Origin of the sequence: Tahibacter caeni (assembly GCF_024609805.1) — a bacterium.
Classification (GTDB): Bacteria; Pseudomonadota; Gammaproteobacteria; order Xanthomonadales; family Rhodanobacteraceae; genus Tahibacter; species Tahibacter caeni.
In genome coordinates, this window is the sequence record NZ_JANFVR010000044.1 from 1 (window position 1) to 24,390 (window position 24,390).

A 24,390-nucleotide genomic window follows, 5' to 3' on the forward strand; every position below is an offset into this window, starting at 1 on the left:
GATGCCGCCGCCGCGCGGCGTCGGCAGCGCGTGCGAGCGGCGCCGCCCCGGCTGGTCGAGCAGCCGGCGGCGGTGGGCATAGCGGATCGCCGCCTCGGCGACGAGAGCGCAGACCAGTGCCGCGAGCAGGATGAGCCAGGCGTCCATGGCCGCAGCCGCCCTATTCGTTGGCGACGCCGTGGATCGGCCGCACCGAGCCCCAGCTTTTGCAGCTCGGGCATTGCCAGTGATGCGCCTTGGCACCGAAGCCGCAGCGGTTGCAGCGGTACATGGCCTGCCCTTCGACGAGCTTGCGCGCGAGATCCTGCAGGATCAGCAGGTTTTCGCGCGCCTCGCCGGTGGCGCTGTGCAGGGTCGCGTTGATCAGCGCCATGAGGCCGCGCACCGACGGGCGCTGGCGCAGCTGGCGCGTCAGGAAGTCGACGGCGACGGTCTCGCCGCGGCTGCGCGCATAGAGCTTGGTCAGCGCGAGCACCGGCGAGATGCCGTGGTAGCGCTCGATGATCTGGCGTAGGAATTCCTCGGCGCGCTGCATCTGCTGGCTCTTCGCGTAGGCGTCGAGCAGCAGCGGCAGGATCTCGGGCACAAAGTCCACGTCATGCTCGGCGACGCGTTCGAACGCGGTCACGGCTTCGGCGTAGCGTTCCTGGTCGGCGAGCACCTGGCCCTGCAGCATGCTCGCGCGCACGTTGCGCGGCGCGCAGTCGAACGCGGACTGGATCTGCTCGGCCGCGTCCACGAAGCGCTTCTGCGCGCGCGCCTCGGCCGCGAGCTCGCAGTGGAACTGGGCGATCAGCGCGCACTGCGACTCGCCGGTCATCTGCTCGAGCATGCGCGCATGCGCGATGGCCTTGTCCCAGTCGCGCTCGTGCTGGTAGATGCCGATCAGGTGCTTGAGCGCCGACGGCGCGTGCGCGCGCATCGCGACGAGGTCGGAAAACAGGGTCTCGGCGCGGTCGAGCAGGCCGGCGCGCATGTAGTCCTCGCCGAGCTCGAGCAGCGCGACCGTCTTCATCGCATCGTTGAGGTCCTCGCGCGCGATGAGGTTCTGGTGCACGCGGATCGCGCGGTCGACTTCGCCGCGGCGGCGGAACAGATTGCCGAGCGCGAGATGGGTCTCGACCGTGTCGCGGTTGATCTCGGCCAGCTTGACGAAGACTTCGATAGCCTTGTCCTGCTGCTCGTTGAGCAGGTAGTTCAGGCCGCGGAAATAGGTGCTCGACAGCGCGCTGACGCGTTCGCCGGAGGTGCGCGCGCTCGATCGCCGCGCGATCCACCAGCCCGAGAACGCCGCGACCGGCAGCAGCAGGAACAGCAGGTAGAGCGGATTCATGCCGTGACGGTCATTCCGCGGTCCGGGCCGGCGCGGCGGCGCGCTGGGCGAGTTCGCGGCGCTGGCGCGCCAGACGCCGGCGCAGCGGCATGACCACCGCCAGCCAGAGAACAAGGCCGCCGATCAGCCAGCCCGCGAGCAGCGCGGCCAGCAGCGCCGCGGCCTTGGGCAGGGTCACGGCGACGACGTAGAAATCCAGCGCCACGTCGCCGCCGTTGAGGGCGCCGAACACGGCGCCGGCGGCGGCGAACAACAGCGCGACAACTATCCAGACGACACGCATGGGAAATCCGCTGCAGGGTGCCGGCGCGCGAACGCCGGGCACGGACGGGAACTCAGCGTATGGGTTCCTCGGACTGGTTCACGCGCTCGCGCAGTTCCTTGCCGGGCTTGAAGTGCGGAACGTGCTTGCCGGGCAGGGCCACGGCGGCGCCGGTCTTGGGGTTGCGCCCCATGCGCGGCGGACGGAAATGCAGGGAGAAACTGCCGAAACCGCGGATCTCGATGCGCTCGCCGCCCGAAAGCGCCTGGCTCATCTGCTCCAGCAGGTTCTTTACCGCGAGTTCGACGTCGTTGAACGCAAGATGCTTCTGCCGGTCGGCCAGGGCCTCGATCAGCTCGGACTTGGTCATGGTGGGTTCGGCTCCGCCGGGTAGAGTTCCGTTACGGAACGCGAGCTTAGCGCATTCCGCGAATCCATTCACGCATTGCTGCATCGCAAAAAAGAATGGCGGCACCAGGGCCGCCATTCTCTAGGCTTCGGTACAGCGGAAGCGGCTTACTTCTTCAGCTGTTCCTTGAGCAGCGCGCCGAGCTTGGCCGTGCCCAGGGTGCTCGACTGGTATTCCTCGAGCACCGAAGCGAGCTCTTCCTCGTCCTTGGCGCGGATCGACAGCTGCAGGGTGCGGCCCTTGCGGTCCATGCCGATGAACTTGGCTTCGACCTTGTCGCCGACCTTCAGGTGCTGGGTCGCGTCGTCGATGCGTTCCTTGGCAATGTCGTTCGCACGCAGGTAGCCCTCGACGCCGTCGCCCAGGTCGATGGTCGCGCCGCGCGCGTCCACTTCCTTGACGGTGCCGGTCACGATGCTGCCCTTCGGCGAGCCGGCCATGAACTGGCCGAACGGATCCTGCTCGAGCTGCTTGATGCCCAGCGAGATGCGCTCGCGTTCCGGATCGACGGCCAGAACGACCGCTTCGACCTCGTCGCCCTTCTTGAACTGGCGGACCAGGTCTTCGCCAGTGGCCTGCCAGGAGATGTCGGACAGGTGCACGAGACCGTCGATGCCGCCTTCCAGGCCGACGAAGATGCCGAAGTCGGTGATCGACTTGATCTGGCCGCGGACCTTGTCGTTCTTCTTGTGGACGGCCGCGAAGGTCTCCCACGGATTCGACTGGGTCTGCTTGATGCCGAGCGAGATGCGGCGGCGCTCTTCATCCACGTCGAGCACCATGACCTGCACTTCGTCGCCGACCTGCACGAGCTTGCTCGGGTTGACGTTCTTGTTGGTCCAGTCCATTTCGGAGACGTGGACCAGGCCTTCCACGCCCGGCTCCAGCTCGACGAAGCAGCCGTAGTCGGTGACGTTGGAGACCTTGCCGAACAGGCGCGTGCTCGGCGGATAGCGGCGGGCGATGTTGACCCACGGATCCTCGCCCATCTGCTTGAGGCCGAGCGATACGCGGTTGCGCTCGCGGTCGAACTTCAGCACGCGGACGTCGAGCTCGTCGCCGACGTTGACGACTTCGGACGGATGGCGCACGCGCTTCCACGCCATGTCGGTGATGTGCAGCAGGCCGTCGATGCCGCCGAGGTCCACGAACGCACCGTAGTCGGTGAGGTTCTTGACCACGCCCTTGATGACGGCGCCTTCCTGCAGCTTCTCGAGCAGCGATTCGCGCTCGGCGCTGAATTCGCTCTCGACGACGGCGCGGCGCGAGACCACGACGTTGTTGCGCTTGCGGTCGAGCTTGATGATCTTGAACTCGAGTTCCTTGCCCTCGAGATAGACCGGATCGCGCACCGGACGCACGTCGACGAGGGAACCCGGCAGGAACGCGCGGACGTCCTTGATGTCGACCGTGAAACCGCCCTTGACCTTGCCGCTGATGCGGCCGGTGACGGTGGCGTTGGCCTTCTGGGCCTCTTCGAGCTCGTCCCACACGAGCGAGCGCTTGGCCTTCTCGCGCGAGAGCACGGTCTCGCCGAATCCGTTCTCGAGCGAATCGAGAGCGACCTTGACCTCGTCGCCGATGGCCACTTCGAGCTCGCCGCGATCGTTGCGGAACTGCTCGATCGGCACGATGCCTTCGGACTTGAGACCGGCGTTTACGACGACGACGTCCGACTTGATGTCGACGACGATGCCGGTAACGATGGTGCCAGGCTTGAACTTGATCCCGGCTTCGCTTTGTTCAAACAGTTCGGCAAAACTTTCAGTCATGTTGATTCCAGAATGGAAAAAAGCCGCAGTACGTACGCCGTGACGGCGCCGTCGCAGCCGGCTTGCCTGTTGGGGCGCCCGATCCGGGCACCATGGAGTTCCCCGCACGATTGCGGGACCTTTACCTTTTGCGAAAAAACGAAGAAGGCAACGCTCAGGCGGTCTGGATCAGGCTCAGCACCTTGTCCACGACGGCGTCGACGGGCATTCCGGTCGAGTCGATCAAGACGGCGTCCACTGCCGGCTTCAAGGGGGCGACGGGACGCGCCGCATCGCGGGCGTCGCGCGCTTCGATCTCGCGCAAAAGGGACGCAAGTGTAACGGCAAGGCCCTTGTCCTTCAACTGCTTATAGCGCCGCTTCGCGCGCTCCTCGGCACTGGCCGTCAGAAACACCTTGAACGCCGCGTCCGGGAAGATGACCGTGCCCATGTCGCGGCCGTCGGCGACCAGGCCGGGCTGGCGGCGGAAGCTCAGCTGCTTGTCGACCAGGGCCGTGCGCACGGCCGGGATCGCCGCGATAGCGGAAGCGACCGCACCGACGGTTTCCGTGCGCAGTTCGTCGGTCGCATCGTGAGAGTTCACGTAAACCCTTGTTTCGCGGCCGTCCTTGGGATCGCGAAAGGTGATCTTCGTGGTCTCCGCGCAGCGCGTCATTGCCTCGCCGTCGGACAGGTCGAGGCCGGCCATCGAGGCCGCATAGCCGACCGCCCGGTACAGCGCGCCGGAGTCCAACAGATGCCAGCCCAGCCGTTCGGAGACGATGCGGGCGACCGTGCCCTTGCCCGAGCCGGACGGCCCGTCGATGGTCAAAACGGGTACCGGCTTGTCGGATCGGCTCATGAGGCTCTGGCTCGCGGAACAAACTTTGCGAGTCTAGCAGTTCGGCGCAACGCTGGGCTCGCCTGCATGAGCGATGCGGACGGTGCGAGGCACCGAAGCCCCGGCCGATCGGGATGCCTTCGGACCTTCCCCCTGTCCGGCCGCCTTCACCACCAGACGATCAGCGCGACGACGGCCAGCACGAACGCGTACTTCAGCGCGTAGTACAGCCGCTGGTTGCGCGCGCGCAGGGCCTTGGCTTTCAGGCGCAGCGCGTAGAAATGCCGGAACGCGCGGTTGATCGCGCCGGTGCGGTCTCCGTCGCGGTTCGGCGACGCGCCGGCGGCGATGAAATGCCGCGCCACGAAGCGGTTGACCGCGCGCGCCCAGGCGTAGCGCAGCGGCCGTTCCACGTCGCAGAACAGAATGATGCGGTTGACCTCCGTGCCGTTGCGCGCCCAGTGGATGTAGGTCTCGTCGAACAGGGTCCACTCGCCGTCGCGCCAGCTGTAGCGCTGGCTGTCGACCTCGATGAAGCAGGCGTCATCGTTCGGCGTGTCCAGGCCCAGGTGCAGGCGCAGCGATCCCGCGTAGGGATCGCGATGCGGACGCAGTTCGCCGCAGGGCGGCAGCTCGGCGAACATCGCCGCCTTGATGCTCGGAATGCCGCGCAGCAGCGCCGTCGCGCGCGGGCAGAGCTCGGCCGCCGACGGATGCGCCTCGTCGTACCACTTGAGGTAGAAGCGCTTCCAGCCGCGGCGGAAGAACGAGTTGAAGCCGACGTCGTTGTAGGTGTCGGCCGCCTTGATCTGCTGCAGCCGGCGCAGCTCCAGCGCCTCCTCGCGCAACTCGTGCCAGTGCGCGCGCAAGGTGTCGAGCTCGGGGAAATGCCGCGCCGGCTCGGCGATGAACGGCGTCGTCGGCACGCGCGAGCAGGCATACATCAGCACGTTGACCGGCGCCATGAACGTCGAATGGTCGAGCAGCTGCCGGCCGAACCGATGACGCACGCGACCGCGCCGGTGCACGTAGACGGCGCAGGCGAGGAACAACAGGACCAGCAGCCACTTCATGGCGGAACCCGGCCATACGGCGTATTGACGCGGCGCAACAATAGCATCGGGCGCAATCGCTGCGCACCGGCCCGGCGGCGGTTGGCCGTCCCGGCCGCAAGGCCGTCCCGATCAGTTCGGCTCGCGCGAGCGAGCGCCTGACGCACCGCGCCGCGTCTAGCCCACGTCGAAGCCGCAGTCGTTGGCCAGCGCGAGGAAGCCCGGGAACGAGGTCGCCACGTTGGCGCAGTCGGCGATGCGGATCTCGCCGCCGGCGATCAGGCCGGCTACGGCGAAGCTCATTGCGCAGCGGTGGTCGCCGGCGCTGTCGACCTCGCCGCCGCCCAGGCGGCCGCCTTCGATGACGGCGCCGTCGGGCGTTTCGTCGATGCGAACGCTGAGCGCGCGCAGGCCGCGCGCCATGACGGCGATGCGGTCGGATTCCTTGACGCGCAGCTCGGCCGCGCCGCTGATGCGCGTGCGGCCGCTCGCCGCCGCGGCAGCCACGAACAGGATCGGAAACTCGTCGATCATGTCGGGCACGAGCGCTTCAGGCACGTCGATGCCGTGCAGCGGAGCATGGCGCACGCGCAGGTCGGCGACCGCTTCGCCGCCGAGCTCGCGCGGATTTTCCCGCGTGATGTCGGCGCCCATGAGCACGAGCGCGTCGAGCAGGCCCGTGCGGCGCGGATTGATGCCGACCTCGCGCAGCAGCAGGTCGGAACCCGGCACGAGGCACGCGGCGACGAGGAAGAATGCAGCCGAGGAGAAATCCGCCGGCACGACGACGTCGGTCGCGCGCAATGCATGACCGCCGCTCAGGCGCGCCGTGCCGGCCGCGAACGCGATCGGCCAGCCGAACGCGGCGAGCATTCGTTCGGTGTAATCGCGCGTCGGATGCGGCTCGCTGATCGCGGTTTCGCCGTCGGCATACAGCCCGGCCAGCAGCAATGCCGACTTGACCTGGGCGCTGGCCACGGGCAGTGCGTAATCGATGCCGTTCAGCCGGCGGCCGCCGTGCACGCGCAGCGGCGGCAGGCCGCCGTCCTGCGAATCGATCCGCGCGCCCATGCGCGTCAGTGGCTCGATGACGCGGCGCATCGGCCGCCGCGACAGGGATTCGTCGCCGATCAGGGTGCTGTCGAACGCCTGTCCCGCGAGGATGCCGGTCAGCAGACGCATGCCGGTGCCGGCATTGCCGCAGTCGATCGCCGCAGCCGGCGCGCTCAAACCGTGCAGACCGACGCCGTGGACGATGCGCAGGCTGGCCGAGGGCTGCTCGATGCGCACGCCCATCGCGGCGAACGCGCGCGCGGTCGCCCGCGTGTCCTCGCCTTCGAGAAAGCCGCTGATCCGCGAGACGCCGTCGGCCAGGGCCGCGAACATCACCGCGCGGTGCGAGATCGACTTGTCGCCGGGCACGCGGATCTCGCCGGCCAGCGCCGCGGCCGCGCGCCGGCTGGTCCAGATTTCGCCGCCGCCGCTCATGCCAGCGCCTCCAGCAGTCGTTCGTTCTCGATCCGCGTGCCGACGCTGATGCGCAGGCAAGTCGGCAGGCCGTAGCCGGCCATCGGCCGCACGACGACCGCGTGGCGGAACAGCTGCGCCTCGATCTCGCGCGCGTCGCGACCGAAATCGACGAGCACGAAATTGGTCTGCGACGGGAACACGCGCAGACCGCGCGCGCGCAGCTGCGCCGCGAGCCATTCGCGCTCGACCGCGGTGAATTCGCGGATGTGCCGCGCATGCGCCGCATCGGCGAGCGCGGCCTCGGCCGCGACCAGCGCCAGGCTGTTCACGTTGAAGGATTCGCGCAGACGTTCGAGCACGGCGATCGCCGGAGCCGAGCCGACCGCATAGCCGACGCGCAGGCCGGCCAGCGCATAGGCCTTGGAGAAGGTGCGCGTGACGATCAGGTTGTCGCGGCCGCCCTGCCCGTTTCGCAGCAGACGCACGGCCGAGCCCGTGCCCGGCGCGGTCATGTACTCCGCATAGGCCTCGTCGACGACGGCGACGACGTGGTCGGGCAGCTGCGCGAGAAAACGCGCGAGCGCCGCCTCGTCGAACCAGGTGCCGGTCGGATTGTTCGGATTGGCGACGTAGACCAGGCGCGTGTCGGGACGCACGGCCGCGGCGATCGCGTCGAGGTCATGACCGAGCGGCGCGCTCGCATGGTCGGCCGGCAGCGCCGGCACGCAGACCGGAATCGCGCCGGCGGCGGCGGTCGCGATCGCGAACACGGCGAAGCCGTACTGCGAATAGACCACCGAGGTCTGCGCGTCGGCGAAGCACTGCGCGATCAGCATCAGCAGTTCGTGCGAGCCGTTGCCGAGCGCGATCTGCGCGGTGTCGACGCCGAGCTGCGCGGCCAGCGCGCGCTTGAGCGCGCCGCCCTTGGGATCCGGATAGCGGTAGATCTCGGGCAGCGCCGCGGCGATCGCTGCCGCGACGGCCGGGCTCGCGCCGAGCGAGGTCTCGTTGGAACCGAGCTCGACGAGCCGCGGGCCGTATTCCTCGCGCAAGGCCGGCAGGTCGTGGCCGGGATCGTAGGCGCGCAGCCTGGCTGTCGCCGCATTCGCGAGAGCGAGCACGTCGCGGCTCACAGCAGTGCCACCGGGTAGGAGCCGAGCACCTTGACCTCGGCCGCGCGCGCGCCGGCCAGCTCGATCGCGGCGCTGACGCGCGCGTCCTCGACATGGCCTTCGATCTCGACGAAGAACACGTATTCCCATTTGCCCGTGCGCGCCGGGCGCGATTCGATCTTGGTCATCGACAGGCCCTGGTCGGCGAACGGCGTCAGCAGCTCGTACAGCGCGCCGGGCTTGTCCTTGACCGACATCAGCAGCGAGGTCTTGTCGTGACCCGAGGCCGGGAACAGCTCGCGGCCGATCACGAAGAAGCGCGTGGTGTTGTCGGGCCGGTCCTCGATCTCGCGCGCGAGCACCTTGAGGCCGTAGACGTGCGCCGCGCTCTCGCCGGCGATCGCCGCGGCGTCGTCGGCGTTGCGCGCGCGCCGCGCGGCCTCGGCGTTGCTCGACACCGGGATGCGCTCGGCCTTCGGCAGGTTGGCGCGCAGCCAGGCCTTGCACTGGCCGAGCGACTGCGGGTGCGAATAAACGCGCTCGATGTCCTCCAGCCGGGCGGTGCGCGCGAGCAGGTGCTGGTGCACGCGCAGCTCGATCTCGCCGCAGATCTTCAGCGGCGACGTCACGAACAGATCCAGCGAGGAGTTGACGGTACCTTCGCTGGAATTCTCGATCGGCACCACGCCGAAGTCGGCGTTGCCGGCGGCGACTTCCTGGAACACCTCGTCGATCGTCGCGAGCGGCAGCCCCTGGATCGAATGGCCGAAGTGCTTGAGCACGGCCTGCTGGCTGAAGGTGCCTTCGGGACCGAGGAAGCCGATCTTCAGCGGCTCCTGCTGGGCCAGGCAGGCCGACATGATCTCGCGGAACAGCCGCACCATTTCCTCGTTGCTCAACGGGCCGGCGTTGCGGTCCACGACCATGCGCAGCACCTGCGCCTCGCGCTCGGGACGGTAGTAGTCGACGGCGGCCTTGAGCTCGCCCTTGGCCTTGCCGACCTGCTGCGCCCAGCGCGCGCGTTCGGCGATGAGCTGCTGGATCTCGCGGTCGATCGCGTCGATGCGCGCGCGCGTCTGGGCCAGGTTCAGCGGAGTTTCCTGTTCGACATTCATTGCGTGTCTCGGATTCGACGGTCCAGCTTATACGCGAGCGGGCCGCGCGGGCTCATATGCGGATGCGCGATATGTGCGGCCGCGACGCCGTCGCCGGTCAGAACAGCTTGCCCGGATTCATGATGCCGTTCGGATCGAGCACGCCGCGTATGCCGCGCATCACGGCGATTTCCTCCGCGCTGCGCGCGCTGGACAGATACGGCTTCTTGACCAGGCCTATGCCGTGCTCGGCCGAGATGCTGCCGCCGTGCCGCGCGAGCACCTCGCAGAGCCGCTCGGTCACGCGTTCGCACTCGGCGATGAACGCGTCGTAGTCGTAGCCCGCGGGCCTGACGATGTTGATGTGCAGGTTGCCGTCGCCGATGTGGCCGAACCAGACCACGTCGAAATCCGGATATTCGCGGCTCAGCAGGGCCTGCATGTCGTGCAGGAAGGCCGGCACTGCGGCGATGCGCACCGAGATGTCGTTCTTGTACGGCTTGTGCGGCGCGAGGCTCTCGGTGATGCCTTCGCGCAGACGCCAGAGGCTCTTCGCCTGCGCTTCGCTCTGGGCGACCACGCCGTCGGTCACCCAGCCCAGCTCGAGACAGTGCTCGAACACGGACAGCGCCTCGGTCTGCTGCGCTTCCTCGGCCGCGTCGAACTCGGTCACGACGTAGTACGGCGAATCTTCGGCGAAGGGCCGCGGCGCGCCGTGCGCGACGACGTGGTGCAGCGCGCGGTCGGTGAAGAACTCGAACGCGCTCAGGGTCAGGCGCGAACGGCAGGCGCCGAACACTTGCATCAGCGCGTCCATGTGCGGCACGGCGAACAGCAGCACCTGCGACGGCGGCGGCGCGCCGGTCAGTGCGAGAGTGGCCTCCACGACGATGCCGAGCGTGCCTTCCGAACCGATGAACAGGTGCCGCAGGTCGTAGCCGGTCGCGTTCTTGATCAGGCCGCGGTTCAGGCTCAGGCGTTCGCCGCTGCCGGTGATCACCTCGAGCCCGGCGATCCAGTTGCGCGTGTTGCCGTAGCGGATCACGCGGATGCCGCCGGCGTTCGTCGCGATCGAACCGCCGATCTGGGCCGACCCGCGCGCGCCGAAATCTACCGGATAGATCAGGCCGCGCTCGCGCGCCGCATTGTGGACGGCTTCGAGCGCGATGCCCGGCTGCACGGTCAAGGTGCGATCGACCGGATCGAAGCCGATGACGCGGTTCATGCGCTCCAGGCTCACGACGAGTTCCCCGCCGGCGGCGACCGCGCCGCCCGACAGGCCCGTGCGGCCGCCCGAAGGGACGATCGCGACCTGGCTGGCATTGGCCCAGCGAACGACGGCCTGGACTTCGTCCGCGTCGGCCGGCAATGCGATGGCCAGCGGCACCGGCGTCCAGCGTCGGGTCCAGTCGCGGCCGTAATGCTCGAGGTCGGAAGCCTCGGTCAGCAGCTTGAGTCCCGGCAGCGCCTGGCGCAGCGCATCAAGGGTGGAAGTGTTCATGCAGGCTCGTCTCGCAGGGTCCGGCGAGCCTGCCAGCGATGTCATTAGCCGTCCAGTGTTGCATTGCGGCAGACTGGCTCCCGGGCGCATAGTCCCGGCTTCGCGGCCGCCGGCGCGGCACGTGTCCCTACCTCAAATCCCTGACGCGATCAAACGATGAAGAAGACGTCTTACCCCAAACAGGACATCCGCGTGCTGTTGCTCGAGGGTGTCAGCCGCAGCGCCGTCGAGACCTTCCAGAACGCCGGCTATTCGCAGATCGAGTTCCACGAAAAATCCCTGCCCGAGGCCGAGCTCAAGCAGCGCATCGCCGAGGCGCATCTGATCGGTATCCGCTCGCGCAGCCAGCTCACCGCCGACGTGCTCGAACACGCCAAGCGCCTGATCGCGATCGGCTGCTTCTGCATAGGCACGAACCAGGTCGACCTCGGCGCGGCCAAGGCCGCCGGCATCCCGGTGTTCAACGCGCCCTACTCCAACACGCGCAGCGTCGCCGAACTGGTCATCGCCGAAGCCATCCTGCTGATGCGCCGGATTCCGCAGAAGAACGCGCAATGCCATCGCGGCGGCTGGTCCAAGTCTGCGGCCGGCAGCTACGAGGTCCGCGACAAGGTGCTCGGCATCGTCGGCTACGGCCACATCGGCACCCAGGTCGGCCTGCTCGCCGAGTCGCTCGGCATGCGCGTGATCTATCACGACATCGAAACCAAGCTCGCGCTCGGCAATGCGCGTCCGGCGCTGAGCCTCAACGACCTGCTCGGCCGTGCCGACATCGTCACCCTGCACGTGCCCGAGACGCCGGCGACGCAGCTCATGATCAGCGCCGAACAGCTCTCGCGCATGCGCGAAGGCAGCGCGCTGATCAACGCCTCGCGCGGCACCGTCGTCGACATCGACGCACTGGCAGCGGCGCTGCGCAGCGAGCACCTGTCGGGCGCGGCGGTCGACGTGTTCCCGGTCGAGCCCAAGGGCAACGACGACGTATTCGTCTCGCCGCTGGTCGGCATGGACAACGTGATCCTGACGCCGCACATCGGCGGCAGCACGCTCGAGGCCCAGGACAACATCGGCATCGAGGTCGCCTCCAAGCTCGTGCGCTACAGCGACAACGGTTCGACCCTGTCGGCAGTCAACTTCCCCGAGGCCTCGCTGCCGGAACATCCGCACAGCCGCCGCCTGCTGCACATCCACCGCAACGTGCCCGGCATGCTGTCGCGGATCAACGACCTGTTCTCGCGCGAGAACGTCAACATCGACGGCCAGTACCTGCAGACCGATCCGCAGGTCGGCTACGTCGTCATCGACGTGTCCATGCCCGAGGAACGCGCGGCCGCGCTCAAGGACGCGCTCGCGACGATACCGGGCACCCTGCGCGCGCGCGTGCTGTACTGAGGGCGGACTCGCGACGTCCGCCGCGTTCTCCGCCCCACGGCCTGACGCCCGCGCTGCAGGTGTCGGGCCGCTTTCTCGACTCGAGAACGCGGCAACAGGAAGTCGCTCCGGCACGCCCGGGCACTGGCCGGGACGGCCCGGCCCGGCAGGCGCCGGACGGCCGGCGGCGCCGCTTGCTAGAATCGCCGGCTTTGCCCCTCGGCTACACCCATGATCACCTTCCGCAACTTCGCCCTGCGCCGCGGCGAACGCCTGCTGCTGTCCGACGTCGACCTGTCCCTGCATGCCGGCATGCGCCTCGGCGTGGTCGGGCGCAACGGTTGCGGCAAGTCCAGCCTGTTCGCGGCGATCCAGCGCGAGGTCGAGCCCGACCGCGGCGACCTGGACCTGCCGACGCGGCTGCGCATCGCGAGCGTGGCCCAGGAAACGCCGTCGCTGCCGGATGCGGCGATCGACTTCGTGCTGTCGGGCGACGCCGAAGTCCACGCGATCCTGCGCGTCGAGGCCGCGGCCACCGAACGCGAGGACTGGGACGCGGTCGCCGAGGCGCACCAGCAGCTCGCCGCGATCAATGGCTACGACGCCGGCGCGCGCGCCGGCCGCCTGCTGCACGGCCTCGGATTCTCCGCCGACACGCACCGGACGCCGGTGTCGGACTTCTCCGGCGGCTGGCGCGTGCGCCTGAACCTCGCGCGCGCGCTGATGACGCCGAGCGACGTGCTGCTGCTCGACGAGCCGACCAACCATCTCGATCTCGACGCGGTGCTCTGGCTCGAGCAGTGGCTGCTGAAATACCCGGGCACCCTGCTGATGATCTCGCACGACCGCGAGTTCCTGGACGGCCTCAGCACGCACACGTTGCACCTGCACGACGGCCGCGCCAAGCTCTACACCGGCGACTACACGAGTTTCGAACGCCAGCGCGCCGAGCACCTGCGCCAGCAGCAGATCGCGTTCGAGAAGGAACAGGCCGAACGCGCCCATCTCCAGGCCTTCATCGATCGCTTCAAGGCGAAGGCGAGCAAGGCGCGCCAGGCGCAGTCGCGCGTCAAGCGCCTGGCCAAGCTCAGCGGCACCGAGGCCGTGCGCGCGGAGCGGCAGATCCGCATCCAGTTCGACGCGCCGGCCAGGCTGCCGCATTCGCTGCTGCGCCTGAACGACACCGACGCCGGCTACGGCGACACGGTGATCCTCGGCGACGTCGGCTTCGGCCTGGAAGCCGGCGACCGCATCGGCCTGCTCGGCCCCAACGGCGCCGGCAAGTCGACGCTCGTGAAAACCCTGGTCGGCGAACTGCCGCTGATCGCCGGCGACCGCATGGCGCACAAGGACATGCAGCTCGGCTATTTCGCCCAGCACACGGTGGAATCGCTGCACGAAGGCCTGAGCCCGATCGACCATCTCAAGGACATCGCGCCGGGCGTCGCGACGCAGGAATTCCGCGACTTCCTCGCGCGCTGGAATTTCCCGGGCAATCGCGCGTTCGAGGCCATCGACAACTTCTCCGGCGGCGAACGCGCGCGGCTCGCCCTGGCGCTGATCGCCTGGCGCCGGCCCAATGTGCTGCTGCTCGACGAGCCGACCAACCATCTCGACCTGGAAATGCGCGAAGCCCTGGCCGAAGCACTCAGCGACTTCGACGGCGCGATCGTACTGGTCTCCCACGACCGCCACCTGACCGGTCTGGTCTGCGACAGCTACTGGCGTGTCGCCGACGGCAAGGTCGACGCATTCGACGGCGACCTCGACGAATACGCCGCCTGGCTGCGTTCGCGCGGCAGCAGGCCGGCTGCCAAGGCGGCGTAGGCTGCCGGCGAGCGCGGCGAACAGCAACATTACCAAGCTCTGGCGGCCGCGATGGCGCCTGACGAAGGACTCGCGACGACCGGCCCCTGCAGAAAGGGCGGCGGCAGAATGCCTTCGCCCGGGTCGATCGCTGCCCGGGGGCCGCGACGCTGCGGCTGGCCTGGGCTTACCGCAGCCTGCCGCGTCTCATCCGTTGCGCCGCGCGAAATCGCGCATGAACGCGACGAGCGCGTCGACGCTGTCCTGCGTGACTGCGTTGTACAGCGACGCGCGCATGCCGCCGACGAGTTTGTGGCCCTTGAGCGCGAGCAGGCCGGCTTCCTTGGATTCCTGCAGGAAGGCCGCGTCGAGTTCGGCGCGCGCCAGGGTGAAGGGCACGTTCATCCACGAGCGCGCGGCCGGGTCCACCGGATTGGCGTAGAAGCCCGACTCGTCGATGTAGCGGTACAGGGTTTCGGCCTTGCGCCGGTTGCGCTGCTCCATCACGGCCAGGCCGCCTTCGGCCTTGAGCCACTGGAAGATCAGGCCGGCCAGATACCAGCCGAACGTGTTCGGCGTGTTCAGCAGCGAGTTCTGCGCCGCGTGCTCGGCGAAGTTGAAGATCTTCGGCATGTCGGCCGGGCAGCGCGCGAGCAGGTCCTCGCGCACGATGACGACGACGATGCCCGAGGGGCCGATGTTCTTCTGCGCGCCGGCGTAGATCAGGCCGAAGCGCGAGACGTCGATGGGCCGCGACAGGATGGTCGAGGACATGTCGGCGATCAGCGGCACGTCGCCGACGTCGGGAATGTCGAAGAACTCCACGCCGCGTATGGTCTCGTTCGGCGTGTAATGCACGTAGGCCGCGTTCGGGTCGAGGTCCCAGTCCGCGCGCGGCGGAATCGCCGTGTGGTTGACCGCCGCGGAGCTCGCCGCGACGTGCACCTGGGCCAGAGAGCGCGCTTCGCGCACGGCCTTCTCGCCCCAGTCGCCAGTCACGACGTAGTCGACGCGCTGGTCGCGGCGCGCGAGGTTCATCGGAATCTGTGCGAACTGCTGGGTTGCGCCGCCCTGCAGGAACAGCACCTTGTAGTTCGCCGGCACGGCGAGCAGTTCGCGCAGGTCCGCCTCGGCCTGCTCGGCCATGGCCATGAACTCCTTGCCGCGATGGCTGACTTCCATCACCGAGGCGCCGCTGGCGCCCCATTCCAGCAGTTCCGCCTGGGCCCGGCGCAGCACGGCTTCCGGCAGCGCCGCAGGGCCGGCGCTGAAGTTGTGACCACGGCTCAAAGGATTGTCTCCGTCGAAGGCGAAGACCGATTATGCCGCAGCGAATTCGCCGGCACAGGGCCAATTCGGCATGAATGCGGCGCTTTTCCCGGCATTTCCGGTACCGCCGGAGCGCTCGGCGAACCGCTCCGGCGAGACGGCGCGCAGGTTGCGGTAAGCGCGGCGAACCTACGCGCGCCGCTGCAGCACCGAGCCGGAAGCCAGCACGCGTTCCATCTCCTCGGCGGCGAGCGCCGGCGCATAGAGGAAACCCTGCGCGGTAGTGCAGCCCATGGCCATCAGCAGCTCGGCCTGGGCCTGGGTTTCCACGCCTTCGGCGGTCAGTGCGAGACCGAGGTCCTCGGCGAAGCCCGAAATCGTGCGCACGATCGCGCGGTGGCGGCGGTTGGATTCCATGTCGCGCACGAAGCTGCGGTCGATCTTCAGCGCATCGAACGGCGAGGACGCGAACGAATCGAGCGAGGAATAGCCGGTGCCGAAGTCGTCGACGACGAGACTGACGCCGAGGCGCTTGACCTCGGCCAGTATGGCCTCGGCCTGGCCGCGGCCGGCCCGGAACACGGTCTCGGTGACCTCGATCGCGAGCGAGGACGCCGCCAGGCCGGTGCGTTCGAGCACACGGCCTATGCCGGCAGCGACGTCGCGCTCGGCGAACTGGCGGTCGTCGACGTTGACGTTCGCACGCAGCTGGGCGAACGCCGGATAGCGCTGCTGCCAGTCGCGCAGCTGGGCGCAGGTCTGTTCGAGCACCCACCAGTCGATCGCGACGATGAGGCCGGTCTCCTCGGCGACGCCGAGGAACTGCGGCGGCTGCAGCAATCCGCGCTGCGGGTGGCGCCAGCGCAGCAGCGCCTCGCAGCCGACCACGGCGCCGCTGCGCAGGTCGACGAGCGGCTGGTAGTGCACGCGGAACTCGGCGCGCTCGACGGCTTCGCGCAGGTCGGTTTCCAGGCTCAGGCGCTCGCGCGCGGCGCGATGCATGGCCTCGTCGAACACCACGTAGGCGGCCTTGCCGCGCGCCTTCGCGCGATACATGGCCGTGTCGGCGTCGCGCAGCACCTGCTCCGGCGTCGCGTACGCGGCGCGGCCGGTCACGATGCCGAGGCTCGCGCCCGAATAGAGCCGGTGCCCGCCGAGCGCGAACGGCTCGGCGAGCGCCTGCAGCAGCCGCTGCGCGAGCCGTTCCGCGTCCGCCGCGCAGCAGGCGCCCGGCGGCAGCACGGTGAACTCGTCGCCGCCGTAGCGCGCGAGCACCGACCCCGGCGGTACCGCCGCGCGCAGCCGCGCGGTGATCTCCACGAGCAGGCGGTCGCCGACCGCATGGCCGAGGCTGTCGTTGACGAGCTTGAAGCCGTCCAGGTCGAGGAACAGCACCGCGTAGTCGAAATCGCCGGCCGCGTGCGCGTCGCGCAGGCGCCCGGTCAGGAACCGCTCGAACAGCACGCGGTTCGGCAGGCCGGTCAGCGCGTCGTGCGTCGCGTTGTGTTCGAGCTCGGTTTCGAAGCGATGACGCTCGGTCACGTCGCGCACGGTGCCGCTGAAATAGTCGCCGTCGTCCAGGCGGATCGGGCCGGCGCTGACGCTGATGCGCAGCTCGCGGCCGTCCTTGCGCTTGAGCAGGGTCTCGTATTCGGCCGGCACGCTCTCGCCGCGGCGCCGCGCCTCGAGGCGGCGCTCGATGATCTGCCGGCCGCTGTCGGTCGTCAGCTCGGTCCAGTGCATGCCGATGAGCTCGCGCTCGTCGTAGCCGGTCAGCGCGGCGAAGCGCTGGTTGACGTAGATATAGCGGCCGTCGCGCATGACATAGACGCCGATCTGCGCGTGCTCGACCAGCGTGCGGTAGCGCTCCTCGGAGCTCAGCAGCGCGCGTTCGGCGTCGCGCCGCGCGGTGATGTCCTGGATCGAGCCTTCGATGCTCTGCGGCCGGCCGTCCGCATCGCGCACGAGATGCAGGTTCAGCGAGATCCAGATCGGCCGCCCGTCGCGCCGGCGCAGGCGCACTTCCTCGTCGCCGACCTGGCCGTTGGCCTGCAGCAGCGCGAAGATGCGCTGGTAGGTATCGGTGTCGACCTGCAGGTCGTCGATGTGGCGCAGCGATTGCAGCAGTTCCAGCCGCGAGCCGAAACCGAGCAGCCGCGCGAGCGCCGCGTTCGCCTCGACGACGCGGCCGTCGGGACCGGTCTGGAACAGGCCGACGACGGAATGGCGGAACAGCTTGCGGTATTTGCGCTCGGCCTCGGCGAGCGCCTGCTGCCGCGCGCGTTCCTCGGTCACGTCGCGCGCCGTGCCGGTGCTGGCGATGTCGCCGTCGTAGACCACGGGGTCGGCACGCACCTGCACGAGCCGGCGCGAACCGTCGCGGCAAAGCATGCGGATCTCGTAGTCCTGTACTTCGCGCGAGCCGCCTTCGCGCGAGCTGCGGCGCTCGCTCTGCGCCGCGCGCGACTCGGGCGCGACGAGGTCCATGTACTCGCGGCCGATCAGCTCGTCGACCGCGTAGCCGAGCATCTGTGCCATCGCCTCGTTGATGAAGACGACCTTGCCGCGCTGGATCAGGAACACGCCGTCGCGGCAGTTGTCGACGAGCGTGCGGTAGAGCTCCTCGGACTGGCGCAGCGCGGCCGCGGCGGCGACCTCGCGCGTGATGTCGACGACGGAACCTTCGTAGAACAGCAGGCGTCCGCCGGCGTCGCAGACCGAACGCAGGTTCTCGCTGATCCAGATCAGGCTGCCGTCGCGGCGGCGCACGTGCGAGCGGCGGTTGCTCAGCACGCCGGTCGCGTGGATCTCGGCGGCCATGCGTTCGTAGTCGTCCTGATCGACGTAGACATGGCGCCCGGAACGTTCGAACTCGCGCAGCATCTGCTCGGGCGAGTCGTAGCCGAAGATCTGCGCCATGGCCGGATTCACGTCGATCAGGCCGCCGCGCGGCAGGCTGCGGTAGATGCCCTCGGCCGCGGCGAGAAACAGCGAGCGGTAGCTCGCGACGTCCGGGTCGGCATTCGTGCTCCGCGCGATCTCGTCGATCTCGCGGCCGATGCAGATGACCAGCGTGCGCCCGCCGAAATCGAACATTTCACAATTGGACATCACGTGCAGGATGCGGCCGTCGCGCGCGATGAACTCGAACGGCTGATCGCAGAGGCGGCCCTGGCTGCGCAGGTTGGCCCAGAGGAGCGCGCGCTCGTCGAGATTGCGCCAGAGGCCGACGTCGATCGGGCGCTGGCCGACGAGCTCGGCCGCGTCGTAGCCGAGCGCTCCCGACACGGCAGGGCTGACGTCGACGATGCGGCCGTCGCTCGCGTCCAGCACGACGATCAGGCTGGCCGAATGGCGAAACGCCGCTGCAATGTGAGGTTCCCCGTGCACCGTCACTCGACATGGCCTGATTTTTTCGCAGTATAGCCGCGGCCATAGGCATGGCCAGCGCCGGGCCGCCGACCGCCCGGATCTGCACGTTCCGCGGCGAAGCGGCGTCCGATGCCACGAAACGCCGACGTATGCGCTGCCCGGATCGTGCCGGGCCGCTGCCTGCCGGTGCGGCAGGACGGCCGGCCGTGGTCCACGGATGACGCGACACGTCCTTGCGCCGGCGGGTGGACAGCGGGCCGCCGGCACCCGATCATCGGCCGACGAATCGGCGCCGGAACCCGGTCCGCGGGTTCGCGGCGCAAATCTTCCTCTCGCCGATCGAAGCGGCCGCATGAGCGTCGGTATCAAGGTCGGTCCCAACATCGGCGAGGTCGGCACGGCCGACCTGCTCAACGCGTTCTTCTCGACCGTCGCCGGCGTGCTCGAGCACGGGCGTTCCGGTTCCCGTTTTCCGATCGTGTCCGGGGATTTCTGCGACGGGCAGGTCACCGCGAAACGGACCGGTTCCGCACTCGCCGAACTGCACGCGATCCGCGACGAGTTCGCGCGCCGTCCGGCCTCGGTGCTGATCTGGGACCTCGACGATCGTTCCGCGCAACCGCCCGGCGCCCGACGCACCGTCGACGGCCGCGCCCCTGGATCGCGGTTTCGTCACGAATACCGGGCGCGACCTCGTCGATCTGCTGCTCGAGGTGTTTTCGCACGCGTCGGCACGAAAGCTGCCCGTCGACATCGTGACGCTTCCCGCACGCTAGCACGCCCGGCGAAGCCGCCTGCGACATTCGCGCGGACCTCCCGCCGGCGCCTGCCGCGCCCGCCTTTCACGTGGCGTAATGGCTGCCGCGGCATCATGGCTTCGGCCAGGTGAAAGATCCGCGCGGACCTGCCGGTCTGCTCGGCAAACCGAGGTTGACTGATGAAACGCTACCGCGCACCACCCGTCGCCGGCTCAGAAATCACGCCCGAGTCCGTCTACCTGCAACGCCGCCATTTCCTGCGCAGCCTCGGCCTGGCCGCGCCACTGCTCGCGAGCGGCTGCAGCCGCGGCGAAGACGGCGCGCCGCCGGCTGCCGCGGCCGAGCCTTCCGGCAAGCCGCTCGCGGCGCCGCGCAGCGAGCGCTGGACGACCGGCGAGGAGCTGACGAGCTGGAACGACGCGACCCAGTACAACAACTACTACGAGTTCGGCACCGGCAAGGGCGATCCGGCGCGCAACGCCGGCCGCTTCAAGCCGCAGCCCTGGACCGTCGAAGTCGCCGGCCACGCCGAAGTCATAGGCCGCTTCACATTGGAAGACCTGCTCAAGCCGCATGCGCTGGAAGAGCGCGTCTACCGCCACCGCTGCGTAGAGGCCTGGTCCATGGTCATACCCTGGGTCGGCATTCCGCTCGGCGCCTGCCTCGCCCGTTTCAAGCCGACCTCGCGCGCCAAGTACGTCGCATTCACGACGGTGCAGCGGCCGGCCGAAATGCCCGGTCTGGCCTATCCGGTGCTCGACTGGCCGTATCGCGAAGCGTTGCGCATGGACGAGGCGATGCATCCGCTGAGCCTGCTCGCGGTCGGTCTCTACGGCCGCGAGCTGCCGAACCAGAACGGCGCGCCGCTGCGGCTGATCGTGCCGTGGAAGTACGGCTTCAAGGGTGCCAAGTCCATCGTGCGCATCGAGTTCTGGGAGCGCCAGCCGGTGACGTCGTGGAACCTCGCCGCGCCGACCGAATACGGCTTCTATTCCAACGTGAACCCGGCCGTGGACCATCCGCGGTGGACCCAGTCCAGCGAGCGGCGCATCGCCGGCAACGGCGGCGGCCTGTTCGCGCGGCGGATCGCGACACAGCCGTTCAACGGCTATGCCGAGGACGTGGCGTCGCTGTACGCCGGCATGGATCTGCGCGCGAACTTCTGATGAAGAAGCCGACCGGGACGCCGATCGTCGTCGTCAAGATCCTCGTCTTCGCGCTGTGCCTGCTGCCGGCGGGTCATCTGGCCTGGGACGTCTGGCAGCAGACGCTCGGGCCCGATCCGGTCGCCGCGCTGGAACATCGCAGCGGCGACTGGGCCCTGCGCCTGCTGCTGATCACGCTTGCGATCACGCCGCTGCGCCGGCTCAGCGGCATGACCGCGCTGATCCGCCTGCGCCGCATGCTCGGCCTGTTCGCATTCTTCTACGCAACCGTGCACCTGGCCATCTATCTTGTTATCGACCTCGGCGGCTTCTGGCGCCAGCTGTTCGCCGAGATCGTCGAGCGTCCCTACATCACGGTCGGCTTCCTGGCCTGGCTGCTGCTGGTGCCGCTCGCGCTGACCTCGACCAAGGGCATGATGCGCCGGCTCGGCCGCCAATGGGGCCGCCTGCACAAGCTCGTCTACCTGATCGGCGTGCTCGCCGTGCTGCACTACATCTGGCAGGTCAAGTCCGGCCAGAAGATCGCCGTGCGCGAACCGCTGGTCTATCTCGCGATCTATCTCGCGCTGATGGCCACACGCCTGCCCTGGGCCGCCTGGCTCGCGCGGCTGCGGCGCGGTGCGCCGCCGCAGCCCGGCGACGTCTCGCACCGGGCCGACATGTAAGTCGCGATGAGCGCGGCGAACCGCGACATCGAGGTTTCATCGCGGCGCAAAGCCCCGTGTCGAAACCGGTTCGACGACGGCCAGTCCATCACCGCCGGACCGACGATGCACCGTTCGAGGTTCTTCGACGCGTGGCGGTCTCGATGCTGCGGCTCGCCGACGGCTCAGCGGCAACCCATGTCCCGGCCTTTGCCGCTATCAGAACCCGAACAGCAACAGCAGCGCGATCGCGCCGCCGATCAGCGCGGCCGCGGCGATGAGCCACCAGATCTCGTTGCGGCTCGCGGCGGATTCGGCGACCGGCATCGGCGCCGGCCGCGGCTTGCCGGCCGGCGGATCCGGCAAGGTCACCGCCTGCATGGTCTGGGTGATGGCCGGCGCATGCACGGGACTGCGCTCTTCGGCGAGATCGCTGCGCAGCGGCAGGCCCGGCGCCTCGAGCAGGAAGCGGTTGCGGTCGAAGGCGATCTGGTCGCCGGGGTGCAGCACGGCATCGCGCACCTGCACGCCGTTGACGAAGGTGCCGTTGGACGAGCCGAGATCGCGCAGGTAGATGCCGTCGCCGTTGTTCTCGATCATCGCGTGGCGGCGCGACATCTCGGGTTCGTCGAGAGTCAGGTCGCAGTCGCTGCCGCGGCCTATGGTCAGGCGTCCGCGCACCGGCACGATGCGACCGAACTGGGCGCCGGACACGCCGCGCAGAACGACCTTGGGGGGAATTGCGCGAGCCCGCGTCTCCGCATCGGACGGCGCTGCCGCTTCGCTCGGCACGGCCGTGCGGATGACTTCGTCGCGTTCGGGCTTGACCACGATCTGCACGGTATCGACGCTGAGCACGTCGCCGAGGCGGACGATGCCCTTCTCGCGCACGGGACGCGCATTCAGATGGGTATGGCCGCGCGGATCGAGCACGCTGAGGGTCAGGCCGCGGCCGTCGACTTCGAGGCGGGCATGGTGGGCGGCGATGCCGCCGCCGCTCAGCACGATCTGGTTGTCCCGGTCGGAGCCAATTCCACAAACGCCGGGCGTCAGCACGAAATCAGGGTGCTCGCCGTTCGGAAAGCTCAAGCGCGCGCGAATTTCCATCAGCTGACCGGCCCACTCCGTTGAATGACGCGGTGGCAATTTAGCATGAGCGCCCCCGGGGATTACCAGCGCGCGGCCAGGTCGAACAGGACGCGGTCCGTATGCCGCGGCAGGCCGTTGCGCTGTTCGCGGAACGCGGCCAGGCGCAGGTTCCAGCGTTCGTCCAGTCCGTAGCCTATCCACGGCATGAAGCCATGCGTGAAGCTGTGGAACCACCAATCATCCTCGTTGAACGCGGCGAGCACGGCGTCGCGCTGTATGCGCTGGTTGGAATAGCCGAACTCCCAGCCGCCCGGACGCAGCCGCGAGCCGAGCACGAGGCTGAAGCGCGCGCCGTCGCGCTGGTCGTCGGCGCCGAGATTGCGCACGAGATCCAGGCGCGCCTCCAGCGGCCAGTCGCCGACCGCGCTGCGCCCGACCAGCTGCAGGTCGAGCAGGCGGTAGTCGCTGAGCAGCGGACCGTTGCCCGGCAGGCGCCGGTTGGTCCGGGTCAGGCCCTGGCGCGTGAGCTGGCCGAGATCGGAAAAATCCAGATAGCTCAGCAGCACGGCCGCATTCGTCGGCGCGCCCTCGCGCCAGCGCCAGGCCAACTGCGCGGCGGCCAGGCGGGTGTCGTCGTCGTAGAGATGCTGCGCCGCGAAACCGCCGACGACGAGCTGCAGCCGGCTGTAGTCGCCGAGCGCGAAGGACTGGTCCAGGCTGACGCCGGCCGGGCGCAGGTCGGCATCCCAGGTCAGCGGCGAGAGCTCCAGCGGCAGCGGCGCCTTGCCGAGCAGCACGCGGGTCTGTTCGGCCGGTTGCCAGCGCAGCCAGAACTGGTCGAGATTGCCGCCGTCGCTGCGCTCGTTGTCGTTGTTGATGCGGTTGTCGGCATTGTCGTCGCTGCCCTGGGCGAGCTCGATGGCCGCGCCGAACGCCAGCTCGGGCATGGCCGCGAATTCGCCGCCGACGCGGCCGCGGCCGCGCCAGCGGCTGACCGTGCGGTCGTTGGTCAGGCCTTCGACGTGGTCGTAGCGCAGCAGCAGATCGCCGAACCAGCTCCAGCGCGAGGCCGACGCGGCGTCGGCCTCGGCGGCGCCGTCGAGGATACCGTCCTGCGCGCCGGCCGGGGCGGCGGCGGCCACAGCGACGGCAAGCAACGCCGCTGCCGCGAACCGGATGCGAGGCGTGTGCATGCTCAGGCCCTCAGCTGGGCCAGCGCCGCGGCGAGCTCGGCCGCGCTGGCCGGCCGTTCGGCGATGCTGCGCTTGAGGCAGCGCAGGATCAGCGCTTCGAGCTCGGGCCGGATTTCCGGCCACAGCGCCGAGGGCCGCGCGGGCTCGGATTGCATCTGCGCCATGTAGATCTCCATGGTGTTGGATCCGCTGAACGGCAGCGCGCCGCAGAACATCTCGGTCATCAGAACGCCACAGGAATAGATATCCGCACGTTCGTCGACTTCCTCGCCGGCCAGTTGTTCGGGCGCGCAGTAGTTCGGCGTGCCGAGGAAGGTGCCCGGCTGGGTATGCCCGGGCGTCGCGCGGCGCGCCGGCCGGGCGATGCCGAAGTCCATGAGCTTGGCGTTGCCGTTGGCTTCGAGGATCAGGTTCTCGGGCTTGATGTCCCGGTGCAGCACGCCGACCTCGTGCGCCGCGGCCAGGCCCGCGGCGAGCTGGCGCGCGATGCGCAGGCCGGCCGAATACGGCACGCGCTTGGCTTCGCGCAGCAGGTAGCGCAGGGTCATGCCGCGCACGTACTCCATCGAGATGTACGGCAGGCCGTTGACCTCGCCGAAGTCGAAGGTGCGCAGCACGTTCGGATGGGTGATGCGGCGCGCGAGCTTGATCTCGCTCTTGAGCCGGTCGAGCTGCTCGGCGTCGAGCAGCGCACCCGGCTTGAGCATCTTCAGCGCGACCACGTCGTCGAGCTCGAGATCGTGGGCCTTGTAGACCACGCCCATGCCGCCGGCGCCGAGCACCGACAACACGCGATAGCGCCCGCCGAGCGTCGCGCCGGGCGCGAGTTCGCCGCTGTCGCGCGTGCGCGCCGCCGCAACCGGCATCGGCGCGGTTGCCGGTTTCGGCGTGACCGCC

General features: G+C 69.0%; 19 protein-coding genes and 2 pseudogenes. 5 read left to right on the forward strand and 16 right to left on the reverse strand.

Annotated elements, in window-relative coordinates:
- The 11 genes and pseudogenes from NON22_RS06245 to NON22_RS06295 all read right to left on the reverse strand — a co-directional run.
- Positions 1-147 (reverse strand): annotated as a pseudogene (locus tag NON22_RS06245) (glycosyl transferase family 4); the annotation flags it as partial.
- A 13-nt stretch (positions 148-160) separates the two neighbouring features.
- The gene (gene lapB, locus NON22_RS06250) at positions 161-1,333 is read right to left on the reverse strand and encodes a lipopolysaccharide assembly protein LapB (RefSeq protein WP_257386071.1); all 1,173 of its coding nucleotides are present in this window, start codon (positions 1,331-1,333) and stop codon (positions 161-163) included.
- Positions 1,334-1,343: 10 nt separating this feature from the next.
- Positions 1,344-1,616, reverse strand: a complete 273-nt coding sequence (locus tag NON22_RS06255) for a lipopolysaccharide assembly protein LapA domain-containing protein (protein ID WP_257386072.1) — start codon at positions 1,614-1,616, stop codon at positions 1,344-1,346.
- Between the two features lie 52 nt (positions 1,617-1,668).
- Entirely contained in the window at positions 1,669-1,965 is a 297-nt protein-coding gene (locus NON22_RS06260) for an integration host factor subunit beta (RefSeq protein ID WP_257386073.1), read from the reverse strand.
- Between the two features lie 146 nt (positions 1,966-2,111).
- Positions 2,112-3,776: a 30S ribosomal protein S1 gene (rpsA, locus tag NON22_RS06265; RefSeq protein WP_257386074.1), complete on the reverse strand. Its 1,665-nt coding sequence runs from the start codon at positions 3,774-3,776 to the stop codon at positions 2,112-2,114.
- Between the two features lie 154 nt (positions 3,777-3,930).
- Positions 3,931-4,617 carry a (d)CMP kinase gene (gene cmk / locus NON22_RS06270; protein WP_257386075.1) on the reverse strand — a complete coding sequence of 229 codons (687 nt, stop codon included), beginning with the start codon at positions 4,615-4,617 and terminating at the stop codon, positions 3,931-3,933.
- A 146-nt stretch (positions 4,618-4,763) separates the two neighbouring features.
- Positions 4,764-5,669: a lipid A hydroxylase LpxO gene (lpxO, locus tag NON22_RS06275; protein ID WP_257386076.1), complete on the reverse strand. Its 906-nt coding sequence runs from the start codon at positions 5,667-5,669 to the stop codon at positions 4,764-4,766.
- Between the two features lie 156 nt (positions 5,670-5,825).
- Positions 5,826-7,136, reverse strand: coding sequence for a 3-phosphoshikimate 1-carboxyvinyltransferase (aroA, locus tag NON22_RS06280; protein WP_257386077.1), 1,311 nt, complete (start codon positions 7,134-7,136; stop codon positions 5,826-5,828).
- Positions 7,133-8,251: a histidinol-phosphate transaminase gene (gene hisC / locus NON22_RS06285; protein ID WP_257386078.1), complete on the reverse strand. Its 1,119-nt coding sequence runs from the start codon at positions 8,249-8,251 to the stop codon at positions 7,133-7,135. The genes aroA and hisC overlap by 4 nt, the downstream gene beginning before the upstream one ends.
- Positions 8,248-9,345, reverse strand: a complete 1,098-nt coding sequence (gene pheA, locus NON22_RS06290) for a prephenate dehydratase (protein WP_257386079.1) — start codon at positions 9,343-9,345, stop codon at positions 8,248-8,250. The genes hisC and pheA overlap by 4 nt, the downstream gene beginning before the upstream one ends.
- A gap of 97 nt (positions 9,346-9,442) precedes the next feature.
- On the reverse strand, positions 9,443-10,825 hold the full coding sequence (locus NON22_RS06295; RefSeq protein ID WP_257386080.1) for an FAD-binding oxidoreductase: 1,383 nt from the start codon (positions 10,823-10,825) through the stop codon (positions 9,443-9,445).
- Between the two features lie 156 nt (positions 10,826-10,981).
- Here NON22_RS06295 and serA point away from each other — a divergent pair, with 156 nt between their 5' ends.
- Both serA and NON22_RS06305 read left to right on the forward strand, forming a co-directional pair.
- Complete coding sequence (serA, locus tag NON22_RS06300; protein ID WP_257386081.1) at positions 10,982-12,217, forward strand: phosphoglycerate dehydrogenase; 1,236 nt, start codon at positions 10,982-10,984, stop codon at positions 12,215-12,217.
- A 210-nt stretch (positions 12,218-12,427) separates the two neighbouring features.
- Positions 12,428-14,017: pseudogene (locus NON22_RS06305) on the forward strand (ABC-F family ATP-binding cassette domain-containing protein); the annotation flags it as partial.
- 192 nt (positions 14,018-14,209) lie between these two features.
- On the opposite strand, the gene serC reads toward NON22_RS06305, so the two are convergent.
- Both serC and NON22_RS06315 read right to left on the reverse strand, forming a co-directional pair.
- On the reverse strand, positions 14,210-15,292 hold the full coding sequence (gene serC / locus NON22_RS06310; protein WP_257386082.1) for a 3-phosphoserine/phosphohydroxythreonine transaminase: 1,083 nt from the start codon (positions 15,290-15,292) through the stop codon (positions 14,210-14,212).
- 168 nt (positions 15,293-15,460) lie between these two features.
- Positions 15,461-18,661: a PAS domain S-box protein gene (locus NON22_RS06315; RefSeq protein WP_257386083.1), complete on the reverse strand. Its 3,201-nt coding sequence runs from the start codon at positions 18,659-18,661 to the stop codon at positions 15,461-15,463.
- A 334-nt stretch (positions 18,662-18,995) separates the two neighbouring features.
- Here NON22_RS06315 and NON22_RS06320 point away from each other — a divergent pair, with 334 nt between their 5' ends.
- The 3 genes from NON22_RS06320 to NON22_RS06330 are packed head-to-tail and all read left to right on the forward strand — an operon-like array spanning position 18,996 to position 21,232.
- Complete coding sequence (locus NON22_RS06320; protein ID WP_257386084.1) at positions 18,996-19,532, forward strand: Imm70 family immunity protein; 537 nt, start codon at positions 18,996-18,998, stop codon at positions 19,530-19,532.
- A 48-nt stretch (positions 19,533-19,580) separates the two neighbouring features.
- Complete coding sequence (msrP, locus tag NON22_RS06325; RefSeq protein WP_257386085.1) at positions 19,581-20,567, forward strand: protein-methionine-sulfoxide reductase catalytic subunit MsrP; 987 nt, start codon at positions 19,581-19,583, stop codon at positions 20,565-20,567.
- Positions 20,564-21,232 (forward strand): protein-methionine-sulfoxide reductase heme-binding subunit MsrQ, encoded by a 669-nt coding sequence (locus NON22_RS06330; RefSeq protein WP_425507956.1) that lies wholly within the window; start codon positions 20,564-20,566, stop codon positions 21,230-21,232. The genes msrP and NON22_RS06330 overlap by 4 nt, the downstream gene beginning before the upstream one ends.
- 198 nt (positions 21,233-21,430) lie before the next feature.
- Here NON22_RS06330 and NON22_RS06335 read toward each other — a convergent pair whose 3' ends face one another.
- The 3 genes from NON22_RS06335 to NON22_RS06345 all read right to left on the reverse strand — a co-directional run.
- Positions 21,431-22,300, reverse strand: coding sequence for an FHA domain-containing protein (locus tag NON22_RS06335; protein WP_257386086.1), 870 nt, complete (start codon positions 22,298-22,300; stop codon positions 21,431-21,433).
- Positions 22,301-22,380: 80 nt separating this feature from the next.
- Entirely contained in the window at positions 22,381-23,457 is a 1,077-nt protein-coding gene (locus tag NON22_RS06340; protein ID WP_257386087.1) for a putative porin, read from the reverse strand.
- Positions 23,458-23,495: 38 nt separating this feature from the next.
- Positions 23,496-24,390, reverse strand: an 895-nt coding sequence (locus tag NON22_RS06345; protein ID WP_257386088.1) for a serine/threonine-protein kinase, incomplete at its 5' end; no start/stop codon positions are given.

What these genes read in the sequence shown, in the direction of transcription:
- lapB (WP_257386071.1), bottom strand. Translation starts at nt 1,333, where the DNA reads ATGAATCCGCTCTACCTGCTGTTCCTGCTGCTGCCGGTCGCGGCGTTC.
- NON22_RS06255 (WP_257386072.1), bottom strand. Translation starts at nt 1,616, where the DNA reads ATGCGTGTCGTCTGGATAGTTGTCGCGCTGTTGTTCGCCGCCGCCGGC.
- NON22_RS06260 (WP_257386073.1), bottom strand. Translation starts at nt 1,965, where the DNA reads ATGACCAAGTCCGAGCTGATCGAGGCCCTGGCCGACCGGCAGAAGCAT.
- rpsA (WP_257386074.1), bottom strand. Translation starts at nt 3,776, where the DNA reads ATGACTGAAAGTTTTGCCGAACTGTTTGAACAAAGCGAAGCCGGGATC.
- cmk (WP_257386075.1), bottom strand. Translation starts at nt 4,617, where the DNA reads ATGAGCCGATCCGACAAGCCGGTACCCGTTTTGACCATCGACGGGCCG.
- lpxO (WP_257386076.1), bottom strand. Translation starts at nt 5,669, where the DNA reads ATGAAGTGGCTGCTGGTCCTGTTGTTCCTCGCCTGCGCCGTCTACGTG.
- aroA (WP_257386077.1), bottom strand. Translation starts at nt 7,136, where the DNA reads ATGAGCGGCGGCGGCGAAATCTGGACCAGCCGGCGCGCGGCCGCGGCG.
- pheA (WP_257386079.1), bottom strand. Translation starts at nt 9,345, where the DNA reads ATGAATGTCGAACAGGAAACTCCGCTGAACCTGGCCCAGACGCGCGCG.
- NON22_RS06295 (WP_257386080.1), bottom strand. Translation starts at nt 10,825, where the DNA reads ATGAACACTTCCACCCTTGATGCGCTGCGCCAGGCGCTGCCGGGACTC.
- serA (WP_257386081.1), top strand. Translation starts at nt 10,982, where the DNA reads ATGAAGAAGACGTCTTACCCCAAACAGGACATCCGCGTGCTGTTGCTC.
- NON22_RS06320 (WP_257386084.1), top strand. Translation starts at nt 18,996, where the DNA reads ATGAGCGTCGGTATCAAGGTCGGTCCCAACATCGGCGAGGTCGGCACG.
- msrP (WP_257386085.1), top strand. Translation starts at nt 19,581, where the DNA reads ATGAAACGCTACCGCGCACCACCCGTCGCCGGCTCAGAAATCACGCCC.